The sequence below is a fragment of the Bacillus sp. mrc49 genome (assembly GCF_002803435.1).
Map to the genome: position 1 here is coordinate 242,481 of NZ_PHNG01000800.1, position 17,708 is coordinate 260,188.

23 protein-coding genes are annotated in these 17,708 nt (G+C 43.1%); 15 read left to right on the top strand and 8 right to left on the bottom strand.

All coding sequences use genetic code 11. The features are described from left to right. Positions 1–2 precede the first annotated feature (2 nt). Positions 3–581, bottom strand: a complete 579-nt coding sequence (locus CVN76_RS27500) for a CYTH domain-containing protein (RefSeq protein ID WP_100533838.1) — start codon at positions 579–581, stop codon at positions 3–5. A 315-nt stretch (positions 582–896) separates the two neighbouring features. Between CVN76_RS27500 and CVN76_RS27505 the strand changes: the two genes are divergently transcribed. From CVN76_RS27505 to CVN76_RS27515, 3 genes are read left to right on the top strand one after another with little or no spacing between them, the layout of a single operon-like run. Next, positions 897–1,517 carry a GTP pyrophosphokinase gene (locus CVN76_RS27505; protein WP_100533839.1) on the top strand — a complete coding sequence of 207 codons (621 nt, stop codon included), beginning with the start codon at positions 897–899 and terminating at the stop codon, positions 1,515–1,517. A gap of 49 nt (positions 1,518–1,566) precedes the next feature. After that, complete coding sequence (locus CVN76_RS27510) at positions 1,567–2,361, top strand: NAD kinase (RefSeq protein WP_061143398.1); 795 nt, start codon at positions 1,567–1,569, stop codon at positions 2,359–2,361. 17 nt (positions 2,362–2,378) lie between these two features. Next, a complete protein-coding gene (locus CVN76_RS27515) occupies positions 2,379–3,278 on the top strand; it encodes an RluA family pseudouridine synthase (RefSeq protein WP_100533840.1) in 900 nt (299 codons plus the stop codon). Between the two features lie 106 nt (positions 3,279–3,384). On the opposite strand, the gene prpE is transcribed toward CVN76_RS27515, so the two are convergent. After that, positions 3,385–4,128 carry a bis(5'-nucleosyl)-tetraphosphatase PrpE gene (gene prpE, locus CVN76_RS27520; RefSeq protein ID WP_100533841.1) on the bottom strand — a complete coding sequence of 248 codons (744 nt, stop codon included), beginning with the start codon at positions 4,126–4,128 and terminating at the stop codon, positions 3,385–3,387. Positions 4,129–4,241: 113 nt separating this feature from the next. On the opposite strand from prpE, the gene mgtE reads away from it, so the two are divergent. Both mgtE and fabI read left to right on the top strand, forming a co-directional pair. Continuing rightward, the gene (gene mgtE / locus CVN76_RS27525) at positions 4,242–5,621 is read left to right on the top strand and encodes a magnesium transporter (protein WP_100533842.1); all 1,380 of its coding nucleotides are present in this window, start codon (positions 4,242–4,244) and stop codon (positions 5,619–5,621) included. A 112-nt stretch (positions 5,622–5,733) separates the two neighbouring features. Beyond that, the gene (fabI, locus tag CVN76_RS27530; RefSeq protein ID WP_100533843.1) at positions 5,734–6,507 is read left to right on the top strand and encodes an enoyl-ACP reductase FabI; all 774 of its coding nucleotides are present in this window, start codon (positions 5,734–5,736) and stop codon (positions 6,505–6,507) included. A 373-nt stretch (positions 6,508–6,880) separates the two neighbouring features. On the opposite strand, the gene CVN76_RS27535 is transcribed toward fabI, so the two are convergent. Then, positions 6,881–7,792, bottom strand: coding sequence for an iron-hydroxamate ABC transporter substrate-binding protein (locus CVN76_RS27535; RefSeq protein WP_100533844.1), 912 nt, complete (start codon positions 7,790–7,792; stop codon positions 6,881–6,883). Between the two features lie 358 nt (positions 7,793–8,150). On the opposite strand from CVN76_RS27535, the gene CVN76_RS27540 reads away from it, so the two are divergent. From CVN76_RS27540 to CVN76_RS27580, 9 genes are all read left to right on the top strand, one after another. Next, positions 8,151–8,462, top strand: coding sequence for a hypothetical protein (locus tag CVN76_RS27540; protein ID WP_100533845.1), 312 nt, complete (start codon positions 8,151–8,153; stop codon positions 8,460–8,462). Positions 8,463–8,473: 11 nt separating this feature from the next. Next, the gene (locus CVN76_RS27545) at positions 8,474–9,058 is read left to right on the top strand and encodes a hypothetical protein (protein ID WP_100533846.1); all 585 of its coding nucleotides are present in this window, start codon (positions 8,474–8,476) and stop codon (positions 9,056–9,058) included. A 15-nt stretch (positions 9,059–9,073) separates the two neighbouring features. Next, positions 9,074–9,439 (top strand): DUF1360 domain-containing protein, encoded by a 366-nt coding sequence (locus CVN76_RS27550; RefSeq protein WP_100533847.1) that lies wholly within the window; start codon positions 9,074–9,076, stop codon positions 9,437–9,439. 293 nt (positions 9,440–9,732) lie between these two features. After that, a complete protein-coding gene (locus CVN76_RS27555; protein WP_232732491.1) occupies positions 9,733–10,230 on the top strand; it encodes a YhcN/YlaJ family sporulation lipoprotein in 498 nt (165 codons plus the stop codon). 18 nt (positions 10,231–10,248) lie between these two features. Beyond that, on the top strand, positions 10,249–10,719 hold the full coding sequence (gene spoVAC, locus CVN76_RS27560; protein WP_100534212.1) for a stage V sporulation protein AC: 471 nt from the start codon (positions 10,249–10,251) through the stop codon (positions 10,717–10,719). Between the two features lie 3 nt (positions 10,720–10,722). After that, positions 10,723–11,748: a stage V sporulation protein AD gene (gene spoVAD, locus CVN76_RS27565; RefSeq protein ID WP_100533848.1), complete on the top strand. Its 1,026-nt coding sequence runs from the start codon at positions 10,723–10,725 to the stop codon at positions 11,746–11,748. A gap of 16 nt (positions 11,749–11,764) precedes the next feature. Then, positions 11,765–12,121, top strand: a complete 357-nt coding sequence (spoVAE, locus tag CVN76_RS27570; RefSeq protein WP_061143410.1) for a stage V sporulation protein AE — start codon at positions 11,765–11,767, stop codon at positions 12,119–12,121. Positions 12,122–12,221: 100 nt separating this feature from the next. Further along, positions 12,222–12,374 carry a YjcZ family sporulation protein gene (locus tag CVN76_RS27575; protein ID WP_081092502.1) on the top strand — a complete coding sequence of 51 codons (153 nt, stop codon included), beginning with the start codon at positions 12,222–12,224 and terminating at the stop codon, positions 12,372–12,374. Between the two features lie 111 nt (positions 12,375–12,485). Continuing rightward, a complete protein-coding gene (locus CVN76_RS27580) occupies positions 12,486–12,740 on the top strand; it encodes a stage VI sporulation protein F (RefSeq protein WP_034314458.1) in 255 nt (84 codons plus the stop codon). 77 nt (positions 12,741–12,817) lie between these two features. Here the strand turns inward: CVN76_RS27580 and CVN76_RS27585 are convergent, their stop codons facing one another. Next, positions 12,818–15,091: an ATP-dependent helicase gene (locus tag CVN76_RS27585; protein ID WP_100533849.1), complete on the bottom strand. Its 2,274-nt coding sequence runs from the start codon at positions 15,089–15,091 to the stop codon at positions 12,818–12,820. Positions 15,092–15,239: 148 nt separating this feature from the next. Between CVN76_RS27585 and CVN76_RS27590 the strand changes: the two genes are divergently transcribed. Then, positions 15,240–15,536, top strand: coding sequence for a hypothetical protein (locus CVN76_RS27590; protein ID WP_100533850.1), 297 nt, complete (start codon positions 15,240–15,242; stop codon positions 15,534–15,536). A gap of 53 nt (positions 15,537–15,589) precedes the next feature. On the opposite strand, the gene CVN76_RS27595 is transcribed toward CVN76_RS27590, so the two are convergent. The 4 genes from CVN76_RS27595 to CVN76_RS27610 all read right to left on the bottom strand — a co-directional run bounded on the left by CVN76_RS27595 (position 15,590) and on the right by CVN76_RS27610 (position 17,686). Next, the gene (locus CVN76_RS27595) at positions 15,590–16,081 is read right to left on the bottom strand and encodes a spore coat protein (RefSeq protein ID WP_061143413.1); all 492 of its coding nucleotides are present in this window, start codon (positions 16,079–16,081) and stop codon (positions 15,590–15,592) included. A gap of 234 nt (positions 16,082–16,315) precedes the next feature. After that, positions 16,316–16,579 carry a hypothetical protein gene (locus CVN76_RS27600; protein ID WP_061143414.1) on the bottom strand — a complete coding sequence of 88 codons (264 nt, stop codon included), beginning with the start codon at positions 16,577–16,579 and terminating at the stop codon, positions 16,316–16,318. A 158-nt stretch (positions 16,580–16,737) separates the two neighbouring features. Next, complete coding sequence (locus tag CVN76_RS27605) at positions 16,738–17,166, bottom strand: GNAT family N-acetyltransferase (RefSeq protein WP_100533851.1); 429 nt, start codon at positions 17,164–17,166, stop codon at positions 16,738–16,740. A 4-nt stretch (positions 17,167–17,170) separates the two neighbouring features. After that, positions 17,171–17,686 (bottom strand): YjcG family protein, encoded by a 516-nt coding sequence (locus CVN76_RS27610; protein WP_100533852.1) that lies wholly within the window; start codon positions 17,684–17,686, stop codon positions 17,171–17,173. Positions 17,687–17,708 lie beyond the last annotated feature (22 nt).

Consider the following 17,708-nt stretch of genomic DNA (forward strand, 5'->3'; position numbering starts at 1 on the left):
GATTAATCACTGAATTTGGCACGATAAAACCTCTTAACTTTATTTTCGGTTTTTCTTTCAGGAATTTGAAGGGATTGAAGCAGGGTTAGGAAAATATTTTTTCCCGCCTTTGCGTCCGTCACTTCGTATTCAAGCTCAAAGTCCTCTTGATTTAGATATGAGCTATGATCCAAGACGAGCAACCCCTGCTTGTATGGGAATTCAAACCTATCCGTCTGGAGAGTCCCGAAGCAGGAAAAGGCTCCCGGGGCGAATCCCTCTGCCGTGAGGAGCCGTAAGATCATCCCTTCAGGGAAAGTGCCATGCTTCAGAAACGCTGTGGCAGCTTCGGCGGTGATGTCTTGGTTGGTTTCCAATAGTCCCTCTGTAGCGGGCTGCTTTAAAGTCAATTCATAACGATTGTTTTTCTCCCGAATCCGGAGCGCAGAGCTGCGTTTTTTCAATTCGAATTCAGATGTATCGAAATAATGATTATGCTGTGATGTAAAATCGGCGGCATCGATCTCGAAATGATCGATCAGCTGCCGGAATTCTTTTTCGTCCAAAAGGTTTTTAAACTCGATTTCTATATGCTGGTCCATGTGTTTCTCCCTTTCTGATCTTTAATTTAAATTAATCATATAAGAACCAGTCCAGCTGTCAAATGGAAGGCATAAATTTTTGCTATTGTACTTGAATATTTAGGAATCAATTGCAGGTTATGATAAAATATAAACGTTGAACACATGATGTGGATTCCATAAAAAGAGAACTCATACATATTTTTTATCAGTGAAAGATTTCATCGGATTCAGGGTTGAAGGCAATGTGTCCTATAACCGCTGGATAAGGAGAGAGCGTCCTGCCCATACCAGAGTTGAACAGGCGCTTTTTAGATAGATATAGGTGGTGTGGCAATGGAGAGTTGGGACGATTTCTTGGCGCCTTATACACAGGCTGTCGAAGAATTGAAGGTTAAGCTAAAGGGATTAAGGAAGCAGTTTGAGCGTGAGAATATTCACTCCCCCATCGAATTTGTTACGGGCAGGGTAAAGCCGATTGTCAGCATTTTGGATAAGGCAAGCCAGAAGGACATTCCGATTGATAAATTGGGAACCGAGATTCAGGATATTGCAGGTCTTAGGATGATGTGCCAGTTTGTGGATGATATCGAACAAGTGGTTGAACTTTTACGTACCCGTAATGATTTCGAGATCGTTGAGGAAAGGAATTATATTTCCCATAAAAAAGCAAGCGGCTACCGTTCTTATCATGTGGTCATACGTTATCCGGTCCAGACGATACATGGCGAAAAAAATATCCTTGCCGAAATTCAAATCAGGACACTCGCAATGAATTTTTGGGCGACGATTGAACATTCGTTAAATTATAAATATAAAGGCATTTTTCCTGAAGATATTCAACTGCGGCTGAAACGTGCGGCTGAAGCGGCTTTTTTGCTTGATGCAGAGATGTCGCAGATCCGGACGGAAATCCAGGAAGCACAGCGCCTTTTTTCAAGGAAGAAAGATTCTTGAACGCATGAAATAGTAAATACAAAGTTATCTAAAGGTAAGGTGGGATTACATGAAATTTGCGATTACGTCAAAAGGGGATGCAAAATCGAATACCTTGATGCAAAGGATGCGAACGTATCTTCAGGACTTTCAGTTGGACTATGACGAGGATCAGCCGGATATTGTCATTTCGGTCGGCGGTGATGGCACATTATTATATGCTTTCCACCGTTACAAGAATCGTTTGGACAAAACGGCCTTTGTTGGTGTGCATACTGGACATCTGGGTTTTTACGCGGATTGGACGCCGGATGAAATAGAAAAATTGGTGATAGCGCTAGCAAAAACCCCCTTTCAAATTGTGGAATATCCTTTGCTGGAAACGATTGTCCGCTATCAGCATGGAGGACGTGAGGCCAGGTTTTTGGCTTTGAATGAATCGACAGTCAAAAGCGTTGAAGGCACGCTCGTGATGGATGTCGAGATACGCGGCCAGCATTTCGAAACGTTCCGCGGGGATGGCCTGTGCATCGCGACCCCATCGGGCAGCACGGCATATAATAAGGCTCTTGGAGGAGCCATCGTCCACCCATCCATCGATGCCATCCAGATCACCGAATTGGCATCCATCAATAATCGTGTGTTCAGGACTGTCGGTTCGCCGCTATTGCTGCCGGCGCACCATACGTGTATGTTCAGGCCAGTGAATGCGGTCAATTTTCAAATTACCATCGATCATTTAACCCTTCTTCAAGAGGATGTAAAATCGATTCAGTGCCGAGTGGCTGATGAAAAGATCCGCTTTGCCAGATTCCGCCCTTTTCCATTCTGGAAAAGAGTGCATGATTCATTCATTGCTAATTAAGGAGATAAACTCATCTCATGTCAAATCAAAATTTTTCTTTGACTTGGTCGGTTCTTGAAGAGGATTCCGGATCTTTATTGCGAGAGTTTCTCGGCAAATGCGATATTTCAAAGCGGGCATTAACGGATATTAAGTTTAAAGGCGGTTCTATCTTGGTGAACGGCAATATCGTCACCGTCAGGGAACGTATTGAAGCTGGGGATGTCGTGACGGTCATATTTCCCCCAGAGCTGGCAAGCGGAGGACTTTTGCCGGAACCGATCCCCTTGGATGTCAAGTATGAAGATGAATTCGTATTGGTGGTGGTCAAGCCGCCTTCCATGAATACCATCCCGTCACGGGAGCATCCAAATGGCAGTCTGGCAAATGGCTTGGCAGGCTATTATAAGAAAACGGGAATACAGGCAACGATCCATATCGTTACAAGGCTGGATAGGGATACGTCAGGACTTGTTTTAATTGCCAAGCATCGGCATATCCATCACCTTTTGAGTGAACAACAAAAAATGGGCCAGGTGAAAAGGAGATACCAAGCCATTTCCGAAGGGCTTGTTTCCGGGCCTGGAGGTGTGATCGACGCGCCTATCGGAAGGAAATCCACGAGCATTATTGAACGGGAGGTCCGCAACGATGGCAGGCATGCCCGTACGTTATTCCAGGTATTGGCACACACTGCTTCCCATACATTCCTCAAGTTGGAACTCCAAACCGGGCGGACGCACCAAATCAGGGTGCATATGGCTCATATCGGGCATCCCCTGGCAGGTGATGATTTATATGGAGGAAGCAGGACGGAAATCAACCGCCAAGCCCTTCATTGCTTTGAATTGAAATTTTTGCATCCCTTCACGAAGAGGATGATGTTGTTTCAGGAAGAGCTGCCCGAAGATATGAAGAATTTGCTCGAAGTGAAGTGAGAAATGGGATTCCTTTCATCAGGACAGTGCTGGAGAAATCGAAAACAAGCGAATGAAAAACATTCATAGAAGCAAAAAAACTCACCAAGTTGGCGAGTTTTTTTGATTAATCGAAAGAAGTCCTGAATTTTTCTGCTAGGTAGGGCATGGAAGAAGGTACATCTTGAAGTTCCATTTCAGGATAACGGATCGCTGTCAATTTGCCGCCGAAGACGCAGCCGGTATCAATGTTGTATGTACGATTGACTTGTCGGGCATTTGGGACTGGTGTATGTCCATACACGATCCAGGCATCTCCTTCATAGGACCGGGCCCAATCCTTTCTTATCGGAGAACCGTCTGGATGTTTGGAGCCGTTGATATCACCATAGAGAACGAAGGTTTTTACCTTACTGCCATATTGCCCGATATACTCCCTCCGGATGCCGGCATGCGCAATGATCAAACGGCCATCATCCAGGTGTTGATAGAGGGGGGAGCGTTCATATAATTCCATGAATTTTTTGCGGATCTTCTTTTGTTCCCGAATGCTCCGGGATTGATATTCAGCTACTGTAGTCTCCAATCCATGTGATACTTGGACCTTATTGCCTGACAAATAACGATACAGCTTATTGCAATGATTACCTGGGGCATATTTTGCAAGTTTTTGATTTATGACCAGCTCATGGACAACCTCGATCACCTGGAGGGAGTTTGGGCCGCGGTCGGCTAAATCCCCTACAAAGCCAAGGATCCTGCCGGAAGGATGGATTGGTATCCCGGTTTCCCAAGTATAGCCCATATTTTTTGTCAGCTGCTTGAATTCGGGGAAGCATCCGTGAATGTCCCCGATGATATCGATGTTCATTAGTCACATCCTTTGTTTGTTTTGTATATGTTTATGGTATTAGTATAGTATTAATAAAAAAAATAAAATATAAACGAAGAAATTAAAAAGTGCGTTTTAGGAGGTGTATGGGTATGGAGGAGATGAAGGAACTGGAAAAAGAAAGTAAACAAACGAATCATGATCTTTTGCATGAAGCTCTTGAAACGGAGAATTTGGATAGGTTCCGTACGGAGTTCCTTGACATGCATCCATATGATCAGGCTCAATTTTATACAAGCTTGTCGGAAGAATCAAGATCCATCGTTTACAGGTATTTGTCACCTGAAGAAATGGCGGACCTTTTTGAAAATATTGAAATAGAGGAAGAGGATTACGAAAGTCTGCTTGCAGAAATGAATCCTTCCTATGTAGCCGATATGCTTTCGCATATGTATGCCGATGACGCTGCAGATGTGTTGAATGAGATCAATGATGAACAGGCCGTCAGCTATTTGACGATCATGGATGATGAAGCAGCCAGTGAAATCCAGGAGCTTTTAAATTATGAGGAATCTACGGCAGGAAGCATAATGACGACGGAGTTCATCGCCATTGAGGCGAATGAAACGGCTCGTTCGGCATTGCAGATTTTAAAAAGGGAAGCCCCCCAAGCAGAAACGATCTATTATGTATTCGTCATAGATGAAGAAAAGAGACTGTTGGGGGTGTTATCGCTCCGTACATTGATTATCGCTGATGAAGATGCTTTGATCAGCGATTTGATGGATGACCGGGTCGTATCCGTACCTGTCTCGGAGGATCAAGAAGAGGTGGCCCGTAAAATACGGGATTATAATTTCCTCGCCGTACCAGTCGTCGATTTTCAAAATCATCTGTTAGGAATCATTACGGTAGACGACATCATTGATGTAATGGATGAAGAAGCATCCGATGATTATTCTAAATTGGCAGGAATTTCAGATTTGGACCATGTTGATAAAAGTCCGTTCTCTGCTGCGAAGAAACGGTTACCATGGTTGGTGATCTTATTGTTTTTAGGCTTATTGACCGCAAGTTTAATTGGCCGATTCGAGGAGACGCTCAGCCAAAAAGCGATTTTGGCCGTTTTTATTCCATTGATTGGCGGTATGGCCGGTAATACCGGTACACAAGCACTGGCAGTAGCCGTTAGAGGGATCGCAACAGGGGATTTGGAACAGGAAAGCAAATGGAAGCTGGTGCTCCGAGAGGCTGGAACCGGGCTCATCATCGGACTTACATGCGGAATATCCATCATTTTCATCGTCTATTTTTGGCAGCATGATATAATGCTTGGATTATTGGTGGGCATTTCGATTTTCATCACGCTGATCGTAGCCACGCTTGCAGGTTCGATCGTCCCGCTTCTCATGCATAAAATGAAGATCGACCCAGCTGTAGCTTCCGGACCCTTCATTACGACGATCAACGATCTGATCAGCATCCTGATTTATTTCGGATTGGCGACATTGTTCATGGGCTATTTACTGTAACCTGCGGGATGCAGGCCTCGGTGAGAAAACGGTGTTTTTATTAATGAAAATTTGATATACTGTCATTAGTAGCAGGTACTAATAACTTGTATTAAAAATAGGAGGTCACAAGATGACTTTTTCACTAGAAGGAAAAACGTTTATCATAATGGGTGTAGCGAATAAAAGAAGTATTGCATGGGGAGTTGCCCGTTCCTTACATAAAGCAGGTGCAAAACTGATATTCACATATGGAAAAGAGCGTACGGAAAAAAGCGTAATCGAACTATCTTCCACGTTGGAAGGCGAGCCTTCCATCATATTACAATGTGATGTAACGAAGGACGAGTCTATTGAGGAATGCTTTGCAGCCATTAAGGAAAAGGTAGGCATCATCCACGGTGTCGCCCATTCCGTCGCTTTTGCCAACAAGGAAGAACTGGACGGAGAGTTCGTCAACACAAGCCGTGAAGGATTCTTGCTTGCCCACAATATCAGTTCTTTCTCTTTAACGGCTGTAGCCAAAGCAGCGAAAGATCTCATGCCTGAAGGCGGCAGCATAGTCACGATGACGTACCTTGGCGGTGAACGCGTCATGCCGAACTATAATGTAATGGGTGTGGCTAAGGCTTCGCTTGAAGCCAATGTCCGTTACCTATCAAGCGATCTTGGCAAAGATAACATCCGTGTTAATGCCATTTCGGCCGGCCCGATCCGTACGTTATCGGCCAAAGGGGTCCGTGACTTCAATAGCATCCTGAAGAAGATTGAGGAAGAGGCACCTCTTCGCCGCACAACGACTCCTGAAGAAGTCGGCGATACGGCCCTCTTTTTATTAAGTGATATGTCCCGCGGCATTACCGGCGAAAATATCCATGTCGATTCTGGATATCACATTATGGGGTAATGACAGCAAATCCAAAAAGGGATTCGGAATGAAAACATTCCGAATCCCTTTTTGATTTTTCTCAAGCATTTTAGCTGGGGCTATCTTATATCAAACCGCTCTAAAAAGTCCGCTTGAACTTGGCTCCTTGATGAAGTTGGTGTTGCAACCACAATAAGGAAAAGGGAGCGAGATACTCCCCCGCAAGAGAATGCGGGACCAAAGGAAACCCCCACTGCCGTGGCCGGACGTGGCCTTAATATAGGAGTCGCTGTTGTGGCAAGAAACGGTCGTAGTCCTATTCCGTCAATATGTGAGCATACGGGGCTTCAGCTTATTTTTCATTAAACCATAAAAAGCAGGGAAGATGAATTCTCCCTGCGCAGCCTCTTATTTAATCCAAGAAATGTGATTGGAAAAATTCCAATTGATAGTCCAATGTTAGAGGGTCATTGAATATAAACTCGTTACCATTTGCTTCGAATACATGATTTTCTTTCACTGCAGGCATTTGTTTGTAAACATCGGTGGATTGGAAAGAGTTATCTTGATCCCTATATTTGCTAATGATCAAGTAGTCCCCGACATATTGGGGCAGTACTTCCAAGGAAATCGAATAATAGCCTTCCTTATGGACCATTTCCTTTACTTTGTCGGGCATTTTTAATCCCATTTCTTGATAGAGGACCTCGGTGCCCCTGCCCCAATTATCTCCAAACACAGCAAGCTGCTTATCATAGCTTTCCACAACTGTAACGGTAGCATCTTCCCCTATTTTTTCTTTAATTCGCTTTCCGGCTGCCGCCGCACGTGATTTATAATCATCAATCCAAGCTTGTGCTTCTTTTTCCTTGTTCAGCAGCTTACCGATTTCCAAATGCTGTGATAAATAATCCACTTTACCGTATGTATAAGTTACAGTAGGAGCAATTTCCTTCAACTTATCCAAATTTTTGGTAGTGCTTGCACCGATGATCAAATCTGGATCCAATTCGATTATTTTTTCCAATTCATCTTCTGATACCGATTGTACATCTTTTAATTTTTTTTCGAATCTTGGGTTCATTTTGGACCAAGGTTCTACACCAACTAAATTTACTCCAAGTGACATGACATCTCCCGCATAAGATGCTAAAACGATAACCCGTTTTGGGTTTGCGGGGACTTCAATCGCACCATTTTCCGACTGATAGGTAATCGTATCTTTTTTGTTTTTTTCGCTCGATGTTTTTTCAGTGGCTGCATTGCCGCAGGCACTGACTAAAAGCGTAAAGATGAAGACGATTGGTAAAAGTATTTTTTTCAAAATGAAGTTCTCCTTATATTAAAATATTTTTTGCCTTGTTGATTTTTTATCGCCAGGGTTAGTGGATCCTGCCGAAGGTTTCCTTTCTCCAGAAAATGTTTGTCCATATAAATGAGAATGATAATCAATAACAATTAAAGTTTAGTCTTCATTTTCAATTAAGTCAATGTTAAAAATTATTATCCCGACGTCCTAAGCTTGGCTGAAACCGATTATTCCGCTGTCACATCTTACGCATAAAAAAAGCTTATTTTCATATAAATGATACATAGAGCAGATATTCCATTGTCTAGACACAATCAGCTTAAACCTGCTTTCAGCCCTATTCGGGCCAATGAAAAAGGAGGAGGGGCATCATATGGACGTGAAGAAAGTCGATCTGCCTTGTGCTGTCGGGAAACGGACCGTATATGACATGAAGGGCCATAAGCCATTTAATGAAAAAAATATCAGCACGTCATATAGTGCCGAGGAATTGGTGGAGCTATTGTCCCGACTCCCAGCCTTTGCACCCAAGCCCGTTTGTAAATTCATCATCAATGGCCGTACATTATTTGGGAAATTGGAATATAAAAAGAAATCCGATTTGTATATAAGGCATAAATTTGGGAAAAAGGTTGTTCAATACGATATGAAGCAGCTGCAGTCTGTCGATATTCTGAAATATTAAGGAGGAAGAGCATGGCAGAGAGGAATGACGATAAACAATCCAAGCCGCTTTTATATGTCGATTCATCAAAGGTATCCGATCAGCGGGGAAATATGCAAACGGATTTCCGCACGAAAAAGAGTACCGCTCCTGATACCATTGAGCCAGAGCTTCAGGAAGAACAGCATGGGGAGGAAGGTCAAAAGGAAGAAAAAATAGAAGAAGTTAAGCGTGAATTCGGTGTATATGATGCCATGAAGGAAATCGAAACGGAAATGACCGCGATCAGGAACATAACCAATCAATATATTCCTGTGCAAACGCCACCCGAGCAGACGGAGCCCCCTCAACAAGCAGAAAAGGAAACGGTAAAGCCAGCAAAGAAAAAGCGGAAAAAAATCGAGAAAAAAGAATCTTCTCGCGATATCATAACGCGATTATCCCAACATCAAGGTTTCCCGAAGCCATTGTGTGAAGCGGTAATGAACGGAGAAACGCTTCGGTTCCACGTATTGGGGATAAAGGGGGAATCGGTGAAGATTAAAAGGGGCAACCGTATTCACTTCGTCGCTCTTCCTGATATCATCGATGCCAAAATAATTGAAGAACCGAAGTGAAGGGGGCAATAGACAATGTTTCTCCCGCAAAATGAGTTCACCTTGTTTGTATTATTAGGATTGGCCTCCTTCAGGCTGACTCGATTGATTGTATTCGATAAAATCATGGAGCCGCTGCGCCGCCCATTTTTTAACGAAATAGAGGAAAAGAATGAAGAAGGCGAAGTGGAAATATATTTGCTACCCAAAGAAAAGGGATTACTTGGCTGGGGAGGGCAGTTGCTTAGCTGTTTTTGGTGCGTGGGTGTCTGGGTCAGCCTTTTTTTGGTATTCCTGCACCTGCAAAGTTGGTTCATAGGGGACATAGTGGTGTTGATTCTTGCCGTAGCGGCCGTAGGAGCGATCATTGAGGTCATAATCAGTAAAATTATGGACATTTGATTGGAAACAACTTGTCTCTTCATTCATATAGTAAGTTATAGACTTTAAAGGAGGCGTCATAACTTGAATAAGAAGCAGAGCCCATGGACTTATGCCAAACCGGTGAAAAAGGATCAGCCAATCAAAATCAAGAAAGACTGTGGCTGTAATAATAATAAAAATAAAGGCTATTACTGAGTAGAAAAACCTTTCCGTTTAGGGAAGGTTTTTTTTTATTTCCTAATCCTACCATTCATAAAAAAACCATTAAATAAGAAAATACTAATAGAACGATTAATTAGGATGTGATTCTTTTGTTCAGGAAAAGAAAATATGTATATCGCAGCTGGATGCTCCTTTTGGTTGCTTTGTGTTTGCTGACAGCCTGCAGCAGTCAAGGAGACGGGAAAACGGAGAATCTGGCTCTGATTAAACGGACGAATCCAAAGCCGATGGATATCATCAATGGGATGGATGAAGAAGATGAAAAAGGCCTGATCTCAAAGGTGAAGGAATCGGTAGCTAATGAAGATACGATTTATGACGTTATCGTGGTGAAAAATGAAAAAAAGATTATCGTCGCTTATAAAGTCAAACATTTACAACGTTTCCATATGAAGAAGATTGAAAAGAATGTGACCCAACACCTGGAGGAAAGATTCCCGAAGTATGATTTCATCGTATCGAGTGATTATAAAATCTTTTTGGAATCTTTAAGGTTGAATGAGTTCCTTAAGAAAGAAGACGTTCCTGAGAAAAAGGCACGGAAGAAGTTCAAGGAAATTGAAGAACTTCAAAAAGAATTGATTTAGAAAGCGAGGTTCAGAATGATGAGCGGCAAGGAGAAAACGAGTCCCCAACAGGATGCATATAAACAGCTTCAAGGAAAGCATGAAATTAAAAGACCGATAGTGAAGAATTGTTTGAAGGCTTTTTTGGTAGGAGGGATCTTCTGCATGGTGGGACAAGCGATTTCTTACTTTTATATTTACTTTTTCAACTTTACGGAACAGACAGCTGGAAGTCCAACCACTGCGACCATGGTATTCCTGGCCCTATTGATGACAGGCTTCGGCTTCTACGATCGCATTGGGCAGTTCGCTGGGGCAGGAAGTGCAGTCCCGGTTACCGGGTTTGGTAATGCAGTCATTTCAGCGGCCATTGAACATAGGACCGAGGGGTTTGTGTTAGGGGTCGGATCGAATATGTTCAAATTGGCAGGCTCGGTCATTTTATTTGGTGTATTTTCAGCCTTTGTCGTGGCGTTGATTAAAACGATTTATTTGATGATCGGGGGCTAAACGGTGTTAAAAGGAAAACAAACATGGATGTTCGCCAATAAACCAGTCATTTTGGAAACAGGAGTAACAGGCGGGCCGTTTGAAGCAAATGGCGAAATCGCGGGCGACTTCGATATTTTGTACGGGGATTTGTGGATGGAGCAGGATTCGTATGAGAAGGCCCATCGCCATTTGATGGAGAAGGCCGTGGAACTTGCATTGGAAAAAGGAGAAATAGAAAAGGAGCAGGTGCAGTTTTTCTTGGCGGGTGATTTAATCAACCAGATTACCCCAACAAGTTTTGCGGCAAGAACGCATGGCATCCCCTACTTCGGGTTGTTTGGGGCGTGCTCCACTTCAATGGAGGGGCTTGCATTGGCTGCCTTCATCACAAATTATGGCGGGGCGAATTACGTGCTGACAGGGGCCTCGAGCCACAATGCAGCCGTTGAAAAGCAATTCCGCTATCCAACTGAGTATGGTGGTCAAAAGCCTCCTACCGCACAGTGGACGATAACAGGGGCAGGTGTGGCGTTGGTCGCCCCGAGTGGAAGCAGGCAAGGCGAATACCCCCAAGTCGTTTCTGCCACGATCGGCAAGGTGATTGACATGGGGCTGAAGGATCCGTTCAATATGGGTGGAGCGATGGCCCCGGCTGCCGTCGATACGATCCTTGCCCATTTCCAAGATACGGGATTGGGCCCGGAGGATTATGATTTGATCATTACGGGTGATTTAGGGCAAATAGGCAGGGAGACCGCCATGGATTTGTTAAAGCAAAAAGGATGTCAAATCAATCAGGAGAAATTCAAAGATTGCGGCTTGATGATTTTTAAAAAGGACCAGCCCGTTTTAGCGGGTGGCAGCGGCGCAGGATGTTCAGCGGTGGTTTTATATGGACATATCCTCAATCAAATGATTTCAGGTCATTATAAAAAAATCCTGCTGGTTGCTACTGGGGCATTATTGTCGCCATTATCGGTCCAGCAAAAGGAAACGATTCCGTGCATTGCTCATGCGGTATCCATCGAGTATGGGATGAATTCATGAAAAAGGAGAGATTTGGATGTTAGCGATGTTTTTTTGGGCCTTTGTCATCGGTGGATTGATTTGTGTAGTCGGCCAGCTTCTTTTTGATGTTGCTAAGCTGACACCAGCACATACGCTAAGTTTGTTCGTTGTAATAGGGGCGGTTCTTGGCGGGTTTGACTTATATGAACCGCTTGTTGACTTTGCAGGCGCAGGAGCAACGATACCGATCGTTTCATTTGGGAATTCCCTTGTGAACGGTGCGATGATGGAATCCGAAAAACATGGCATCGTCGGCGTACTAACAGGAATGTTTGAAATCACGAGCTCCGGTATCTCGGCAGCCATCATCTTCGGATTTATCGGGGCTTTGGTTTTCAGGCCAAAGGGATAGGATCGGAAATGGGCAGCCTGGACTAGGACATGGCCTATACATATTGTCCAGACCTACATATGTTATCAGTAAGCTTTTAGCGAAAGCGAGGTGATATAGTATGTTTGGTTTCGGTGGCTACGGTTGCTGTGGCAACAGCGGTTATGGATATGGCGGCAGTTATGGCGGAGGCTACGGTGGTGGCGGTTCTACGTTCGCGATAATCGTTGTGTTGTTTATCCTATTGATCATTGTAGGGGCTTCTTTCTGCTAAAGTAAATGGAATAGGCAGAAGAAGCCTATTCCATTTCTTTTTATTTTATCGGCCTTGCACCATTTTCTGTTTAAACCATAGGATAGGTACAGAAAAGGGAGGGGCTTAGGTATGGATAATAACTTTTTTAAAAACATAGAAGGTAAAACGGGCGTGAATATGAAAGATGTATTAGAATTGGCAAACTCTCTACAAGGGGCCAACTTCAAAGATGAAACAACCGTCAGGAATGTCATTAAACGCGTTTCAAAAATAGCGAACAAACCGGTCAATAAGGAAACGGAAGACAAAATCGTCCATTCCATCGTAGCTGAAGGCAATAAACTCGACTTTGGGACGATTTCCAATATGATAAATAAAAAATAATGAATCAAGGCCTGCTATAGATGCAGGCCTTTTTCATATGGCTGAATCCTGCCTTCTGCCATGAAAACAAGGTAAGGTCAGAGCTTGAGGAAGCGTGATGGATGTGCGGTCCGTCCGCGTCTTGTTTGCAGGATGGAAAGGTAAAGATCCGTTTTGGCTCTTGTCGCTGCAACATAAAGCAGTCGTCGTTCCTCCTCAAGAGGGGCAAGCTCCCCTTTTCGATAGGATTCAAGTGCGAAATCATGTGGAATGCTGCCATCGACTGCAGCAAGTACATATACGGTCTTATATTCAAGCCCTTTGGAACGGTGTACGGTGGTAAGCTGTATGGCATCCTTGAAATGTTTCGAGAGCTGTTTAATTTCTTGGACCATGGCTGTCATATGGTCGACATGCTCAAGGAAAGCGGCGACTGTGGGAAAACGGTTGGCTGCCACCTTTAGGTCACGAATGTCATCGGAGCCTTTTTCCAGATTCGCTTCGTTGCCCCGTTTTTTAACATAATCCTGGTAGCCCAAGTCCTTTTCGATGATTTCCAAAGCAACCAGTGGCGACATAATCTTTAAAGAACGGATTTGCCCTGGAATCGTTTTTAATTTTTTTTCTTGGAAAGCATGACCTGTCTTGATGTAAGCAAATGCATCGATATAATCACAGTCCTGCAATATGGTTTGTGCTTTTAATTCCTGCAAAATGCTTTGCCTTAAAAATAATGAGGAAAGAACATCCGCTGCTGCCTTGCTATCATGAGGAAACAAACTTAAGCGCATGAAGGCCAGCATGCCGCGTATGACCCTGCGCTGATAAAAGGAATCTGCATCTTTCTCGATTACAAATGGCAGGTTGGAAGCGGCCAGTCTTTCAAATATGGCCCTGGACATTGTGTGTGTCCTGTATAATACGGCAAAGTCCCCGGGATTTGCTCCTTTGGCGATTTTTTCTTGAATATCATTAACGATCATCGTTGCTTCCAATTCCTCATCATATGGATAAAATAATACGGGCGGATTTCCTGAATCATGCTGTGCCCGCATTTGCTTCTCCATCCGATTCTGGTTGCGCTTGATCAATCGATTCGCAGTGGCGACGATTTGATGGGAAGAGCGATAATTTTCGGTTAGCTTTACAACTTGGGATCGAGGGAAGTCATGATTGAAATTCAGGATGTATTTCGGATCGCTCCCCCTGAAGGAATAGATCGATTGATCATCATCTCCAACCGCACACACATTTTTTGATTCGGAAGAAAGGAGTTTTATCAATTCATATTGAACTTTATTGATATCCTGAAATTCATCCACCAAGAAATACTGAAATCGTTGCTGGTATTTCTTTAAAAAATCGGGGTGATTTTTTAAGAAGACATAGCAGCCGACAAGCATATCATCAAAGTCATATTTTCCTGTTTGCTTTTTATACTCTTCATATCTCTTATATAAGAATAAACAGGATTTCTCCCACTCGTCATCAGGTTGAATATCTTCGGGGAAAGCCAATGAGTTTTTCCAGAGCCCGATTTGCTGGAGTGCTTGATCGTATGCAAATTCCTTATCATCAAGTTCCATTTCCCGACCAGCCTGTTTCAAGATCTTTTCTTTTTCCCATTCCCATTTCAATAGCAAATCGCGCTGCCATTTGGATGGTTCGTGAAAAATCAGGATTTTATAAAAAATGCTATGAAAGGTCCCGCTCACAACTTGGGAAACGAGGGAGGGCGTCATATTAGGATAACTGAGCAGACGCTGCTGCATCTCCTTAGCTGACTTTGCGGTAAATGTCACGAGCATGATGCTTCTTGGATCGATTTTCTTCACCGTAAGCATGTAGGCAGTACGGACCGTTAATACCCGGGTTTTCCCGCTGCCTGCTCCTGAAAGGACGAGAATGGGTCCTTCGATCGTTTTTACGGCTTTAAGCTGCTCTGCATCTAGTACGACCCCGCAAGAGGATAATTCCTGGAAATATGGTTCCTCTAATTGTGCCAGGGAGGCGGTTTTATATGAATATTGCGGATTTCCCGTTACCTGCCGGCTTCTAAGGAAAGGCTCCGTAATGGTTTTTGTTTCGGTTATGGTTCGAGACTTGGGGATCTTAAATCCATTCTGTTCCATATATTCTAATGGCTTGTCCTGATTCATTGGTTCGGAATATGGCATTACACAGGGTGCCTGCGATGGGTCACTATGATAAAAATAGGGCGTTTCATGAATGCCAATGAATAATTTAACGGGCTTTTGACAAACGATGCAAGAAAGCTGATCACGTTTCCCTTTTTCGAATAGTGTCTGCAGCTCACCAGCTGAAACGGTATGTATATGTACAATTTCATTGCCAGATTTTGCTTGATTCATATAAATGGATACCTCTAATCTATTAAAAATATCGGCAATACCCATCATACCAGAAGATGAGGAAAAAAGAATGTGGAAATGGTGTTTACCTCTCACCCTGGGCGGGTATTTAAATGACAGCATACGTACATGAAAAGGAGGGTAAACCATGGGATACATAGCGCCGGTAACACAATTTGATTATATTCAATATGCCAACAGGACGGTCGAAGCTGCAGAGAAAGTAAGAATTGTTAAAGGCACGACGCCCATTCAACCCATCCGTTTCACTCAGGTATTAGAGGAAGAAATGGGGAGTTTTGAGGGATTCAGTCAAGTTCATCAGCGTACCCATGAAAGGACGGCAGAAGCGGGCACGTATAAAAAGCAATTGGCCATGCAGGCCAGCAACCAGCTGACTGCTGCAATGACGGGAAAGGGAGTATACTTAAACGTTATGGTCTAGAATGCCAAGAAATACAAAAGAGGACACGTGAGTGTCCTTTTTGTGTTGATTTCTTAAAGGATGTCTATTTCAACGATTAGAGCTAACAATAGTTGTAGTAATAGTTGGATGTTAAGAGCGATTTGTGCATCGGTTGTCGTAATGTCGATATCACGGCTGTTTTCAACAATTGTTTTTTGACGCGTGATTTGTTTGACATTAGAGGATTGGATCAATTCTTGAGTGATTCTTTCGGCATTATCTGCATCTGCGATGGAAATGCTTACGATGACCGCAATTGCAGCTTGCAATGCAGCTTGAAGAGAAAGGGCAGCTTTAACATCTGTTGAAGTGACATTTACATTACAGGAATCTTTAATGTAAATAAGTTCTTCGGAAAGCTGAACTTGATTATTATCCTGTCTTGCCTCTTGGTCAATCCTTGTGTCATCGTTGCCGTTACAAAATCCTGTCAGGGGGTGGTTGGAAGCAGAATCTAGAGCTGACCAAGATCTGTCACAGCTTTCATGTGTGTTACAGTTGCTACGGTATACATTTTGGTTCATGTCGTTTTTTCCTCCTTAGGTTTTATTCCCTATTAAAATATGCTTCGATGATTATTCTGGTTGGACGAATAAATCAATTAATTCGTCTATTTTTTTAAATATTTCGGAAAAGTATCGATGTGTGGGGATGAATGATAAAGAAGCTGGAGTTTCAGAATGAAGTGTAAGTGCTGCTATGTCTTGGTTAATTTAATTCTCGCCAGCAAGTAAGGTTTGATTAGCTGATATGGTCAATCATTTTTTTTTGGAATCCGTGAATTTATTATGAATGGAATTCGTAACTGGATTAACATCATGTTCCGTGATGTTTTTTTCCTGGTTTATGAGAATTTGCGATTGCTCCTGTAAATAGCGAATGGTTTCTTTTAAGTTGTTTCTCTCTTTTTCAGTTAGATCAACTTTCTCCTTTTTGAAACCATGCTTTCTCATTGTCCTTGAAACAAGTAGCTCCATTAATCTTTTTTGCGACTCCTCCAGGTTAAATTCATTGTTACCCATAAAATTATCCCTCCTTGTTGCTTTCTATATATAGACTATGTATTTTTGCGGAGATTGCCATTGAACGGAAAGGGTTTTTTATAAAACGATAATCAAGGAAGATGAAATAAATAAAAAAACGCTGTCCATCAGATGACTGAAGGGACAGCGTTTTGGTATCATGATAAAGTTTTTATCATCGTTTTATGAGGAATGCCAGCATCCATGAATTCATCGGACACAATCTCATATCCTAATTTGGAATAAAACGGTATGGCGTGAACTTGCGCATCAAGCTTCAATTGATGCATTCCCTGCTGGATGGCGTATTCCTCGATTGCGTTCATGATCATGGCACCGGCCCCATTTTTCCTGCCTGTTGCCAGGACACAGATGCGTTGGACTTTACCGATGTTGTCGATGTCCCTTAAGCGGCCTGCACCGACTGGCTGTTCCTGCTCATTATATAAGACGAAATGCGTGGAAACGTCTTCGTATTGATCGATTTCTTCTTCAATCGGCACATTTTGTTCTTGAACGAATACTTGCCTTCGAATCATATACGCTTTTTCACGCTCTTGGCTGTTTTTGGCAATTTTTACAAACACGGCTTTATTCAGCTCCTAACCTAAATGTTTCGTATACCGTCCAGGCACCGTCCTCTAGCTGATACAACAGATGAACCCGCTTCACTTCTTCTTCATGGCTGACATCAAGCATGCTTAGCTGACCTAAAACATCGGAATGTTCATTATCGGATAAATCTTGGGCGATGGTGATGTGCGGCACGAAAGCATATTCATTTTCACTTTTTATGAAACTCTCATCGTTCAGCGCATCATGCAGTTCCTGAAGCCCCTCGGATAGCTCCACCTTGAAATAGATCGTATTGCTTACCGGTTGGAAGGACTTCGCTTTCGTCACATTCATCGTAAAAGGCCTGCACTTTTGGGCAATGTCTTTTATTTGGTCAGCAATCGCCGAAATTTCCATGTCCGTCGCTTCAAACGTTGACTTAAGCGTCAGGTGCGGTGGAATGAACGCATACTTCGTATCATATCTCTTTCGATAGGAGTTAGCTAAGTCTTGAAGTTTCTTTGTAGGGAAAATGGCAACACCGTATTTCATAAATAAAACCTCCTGATATTTA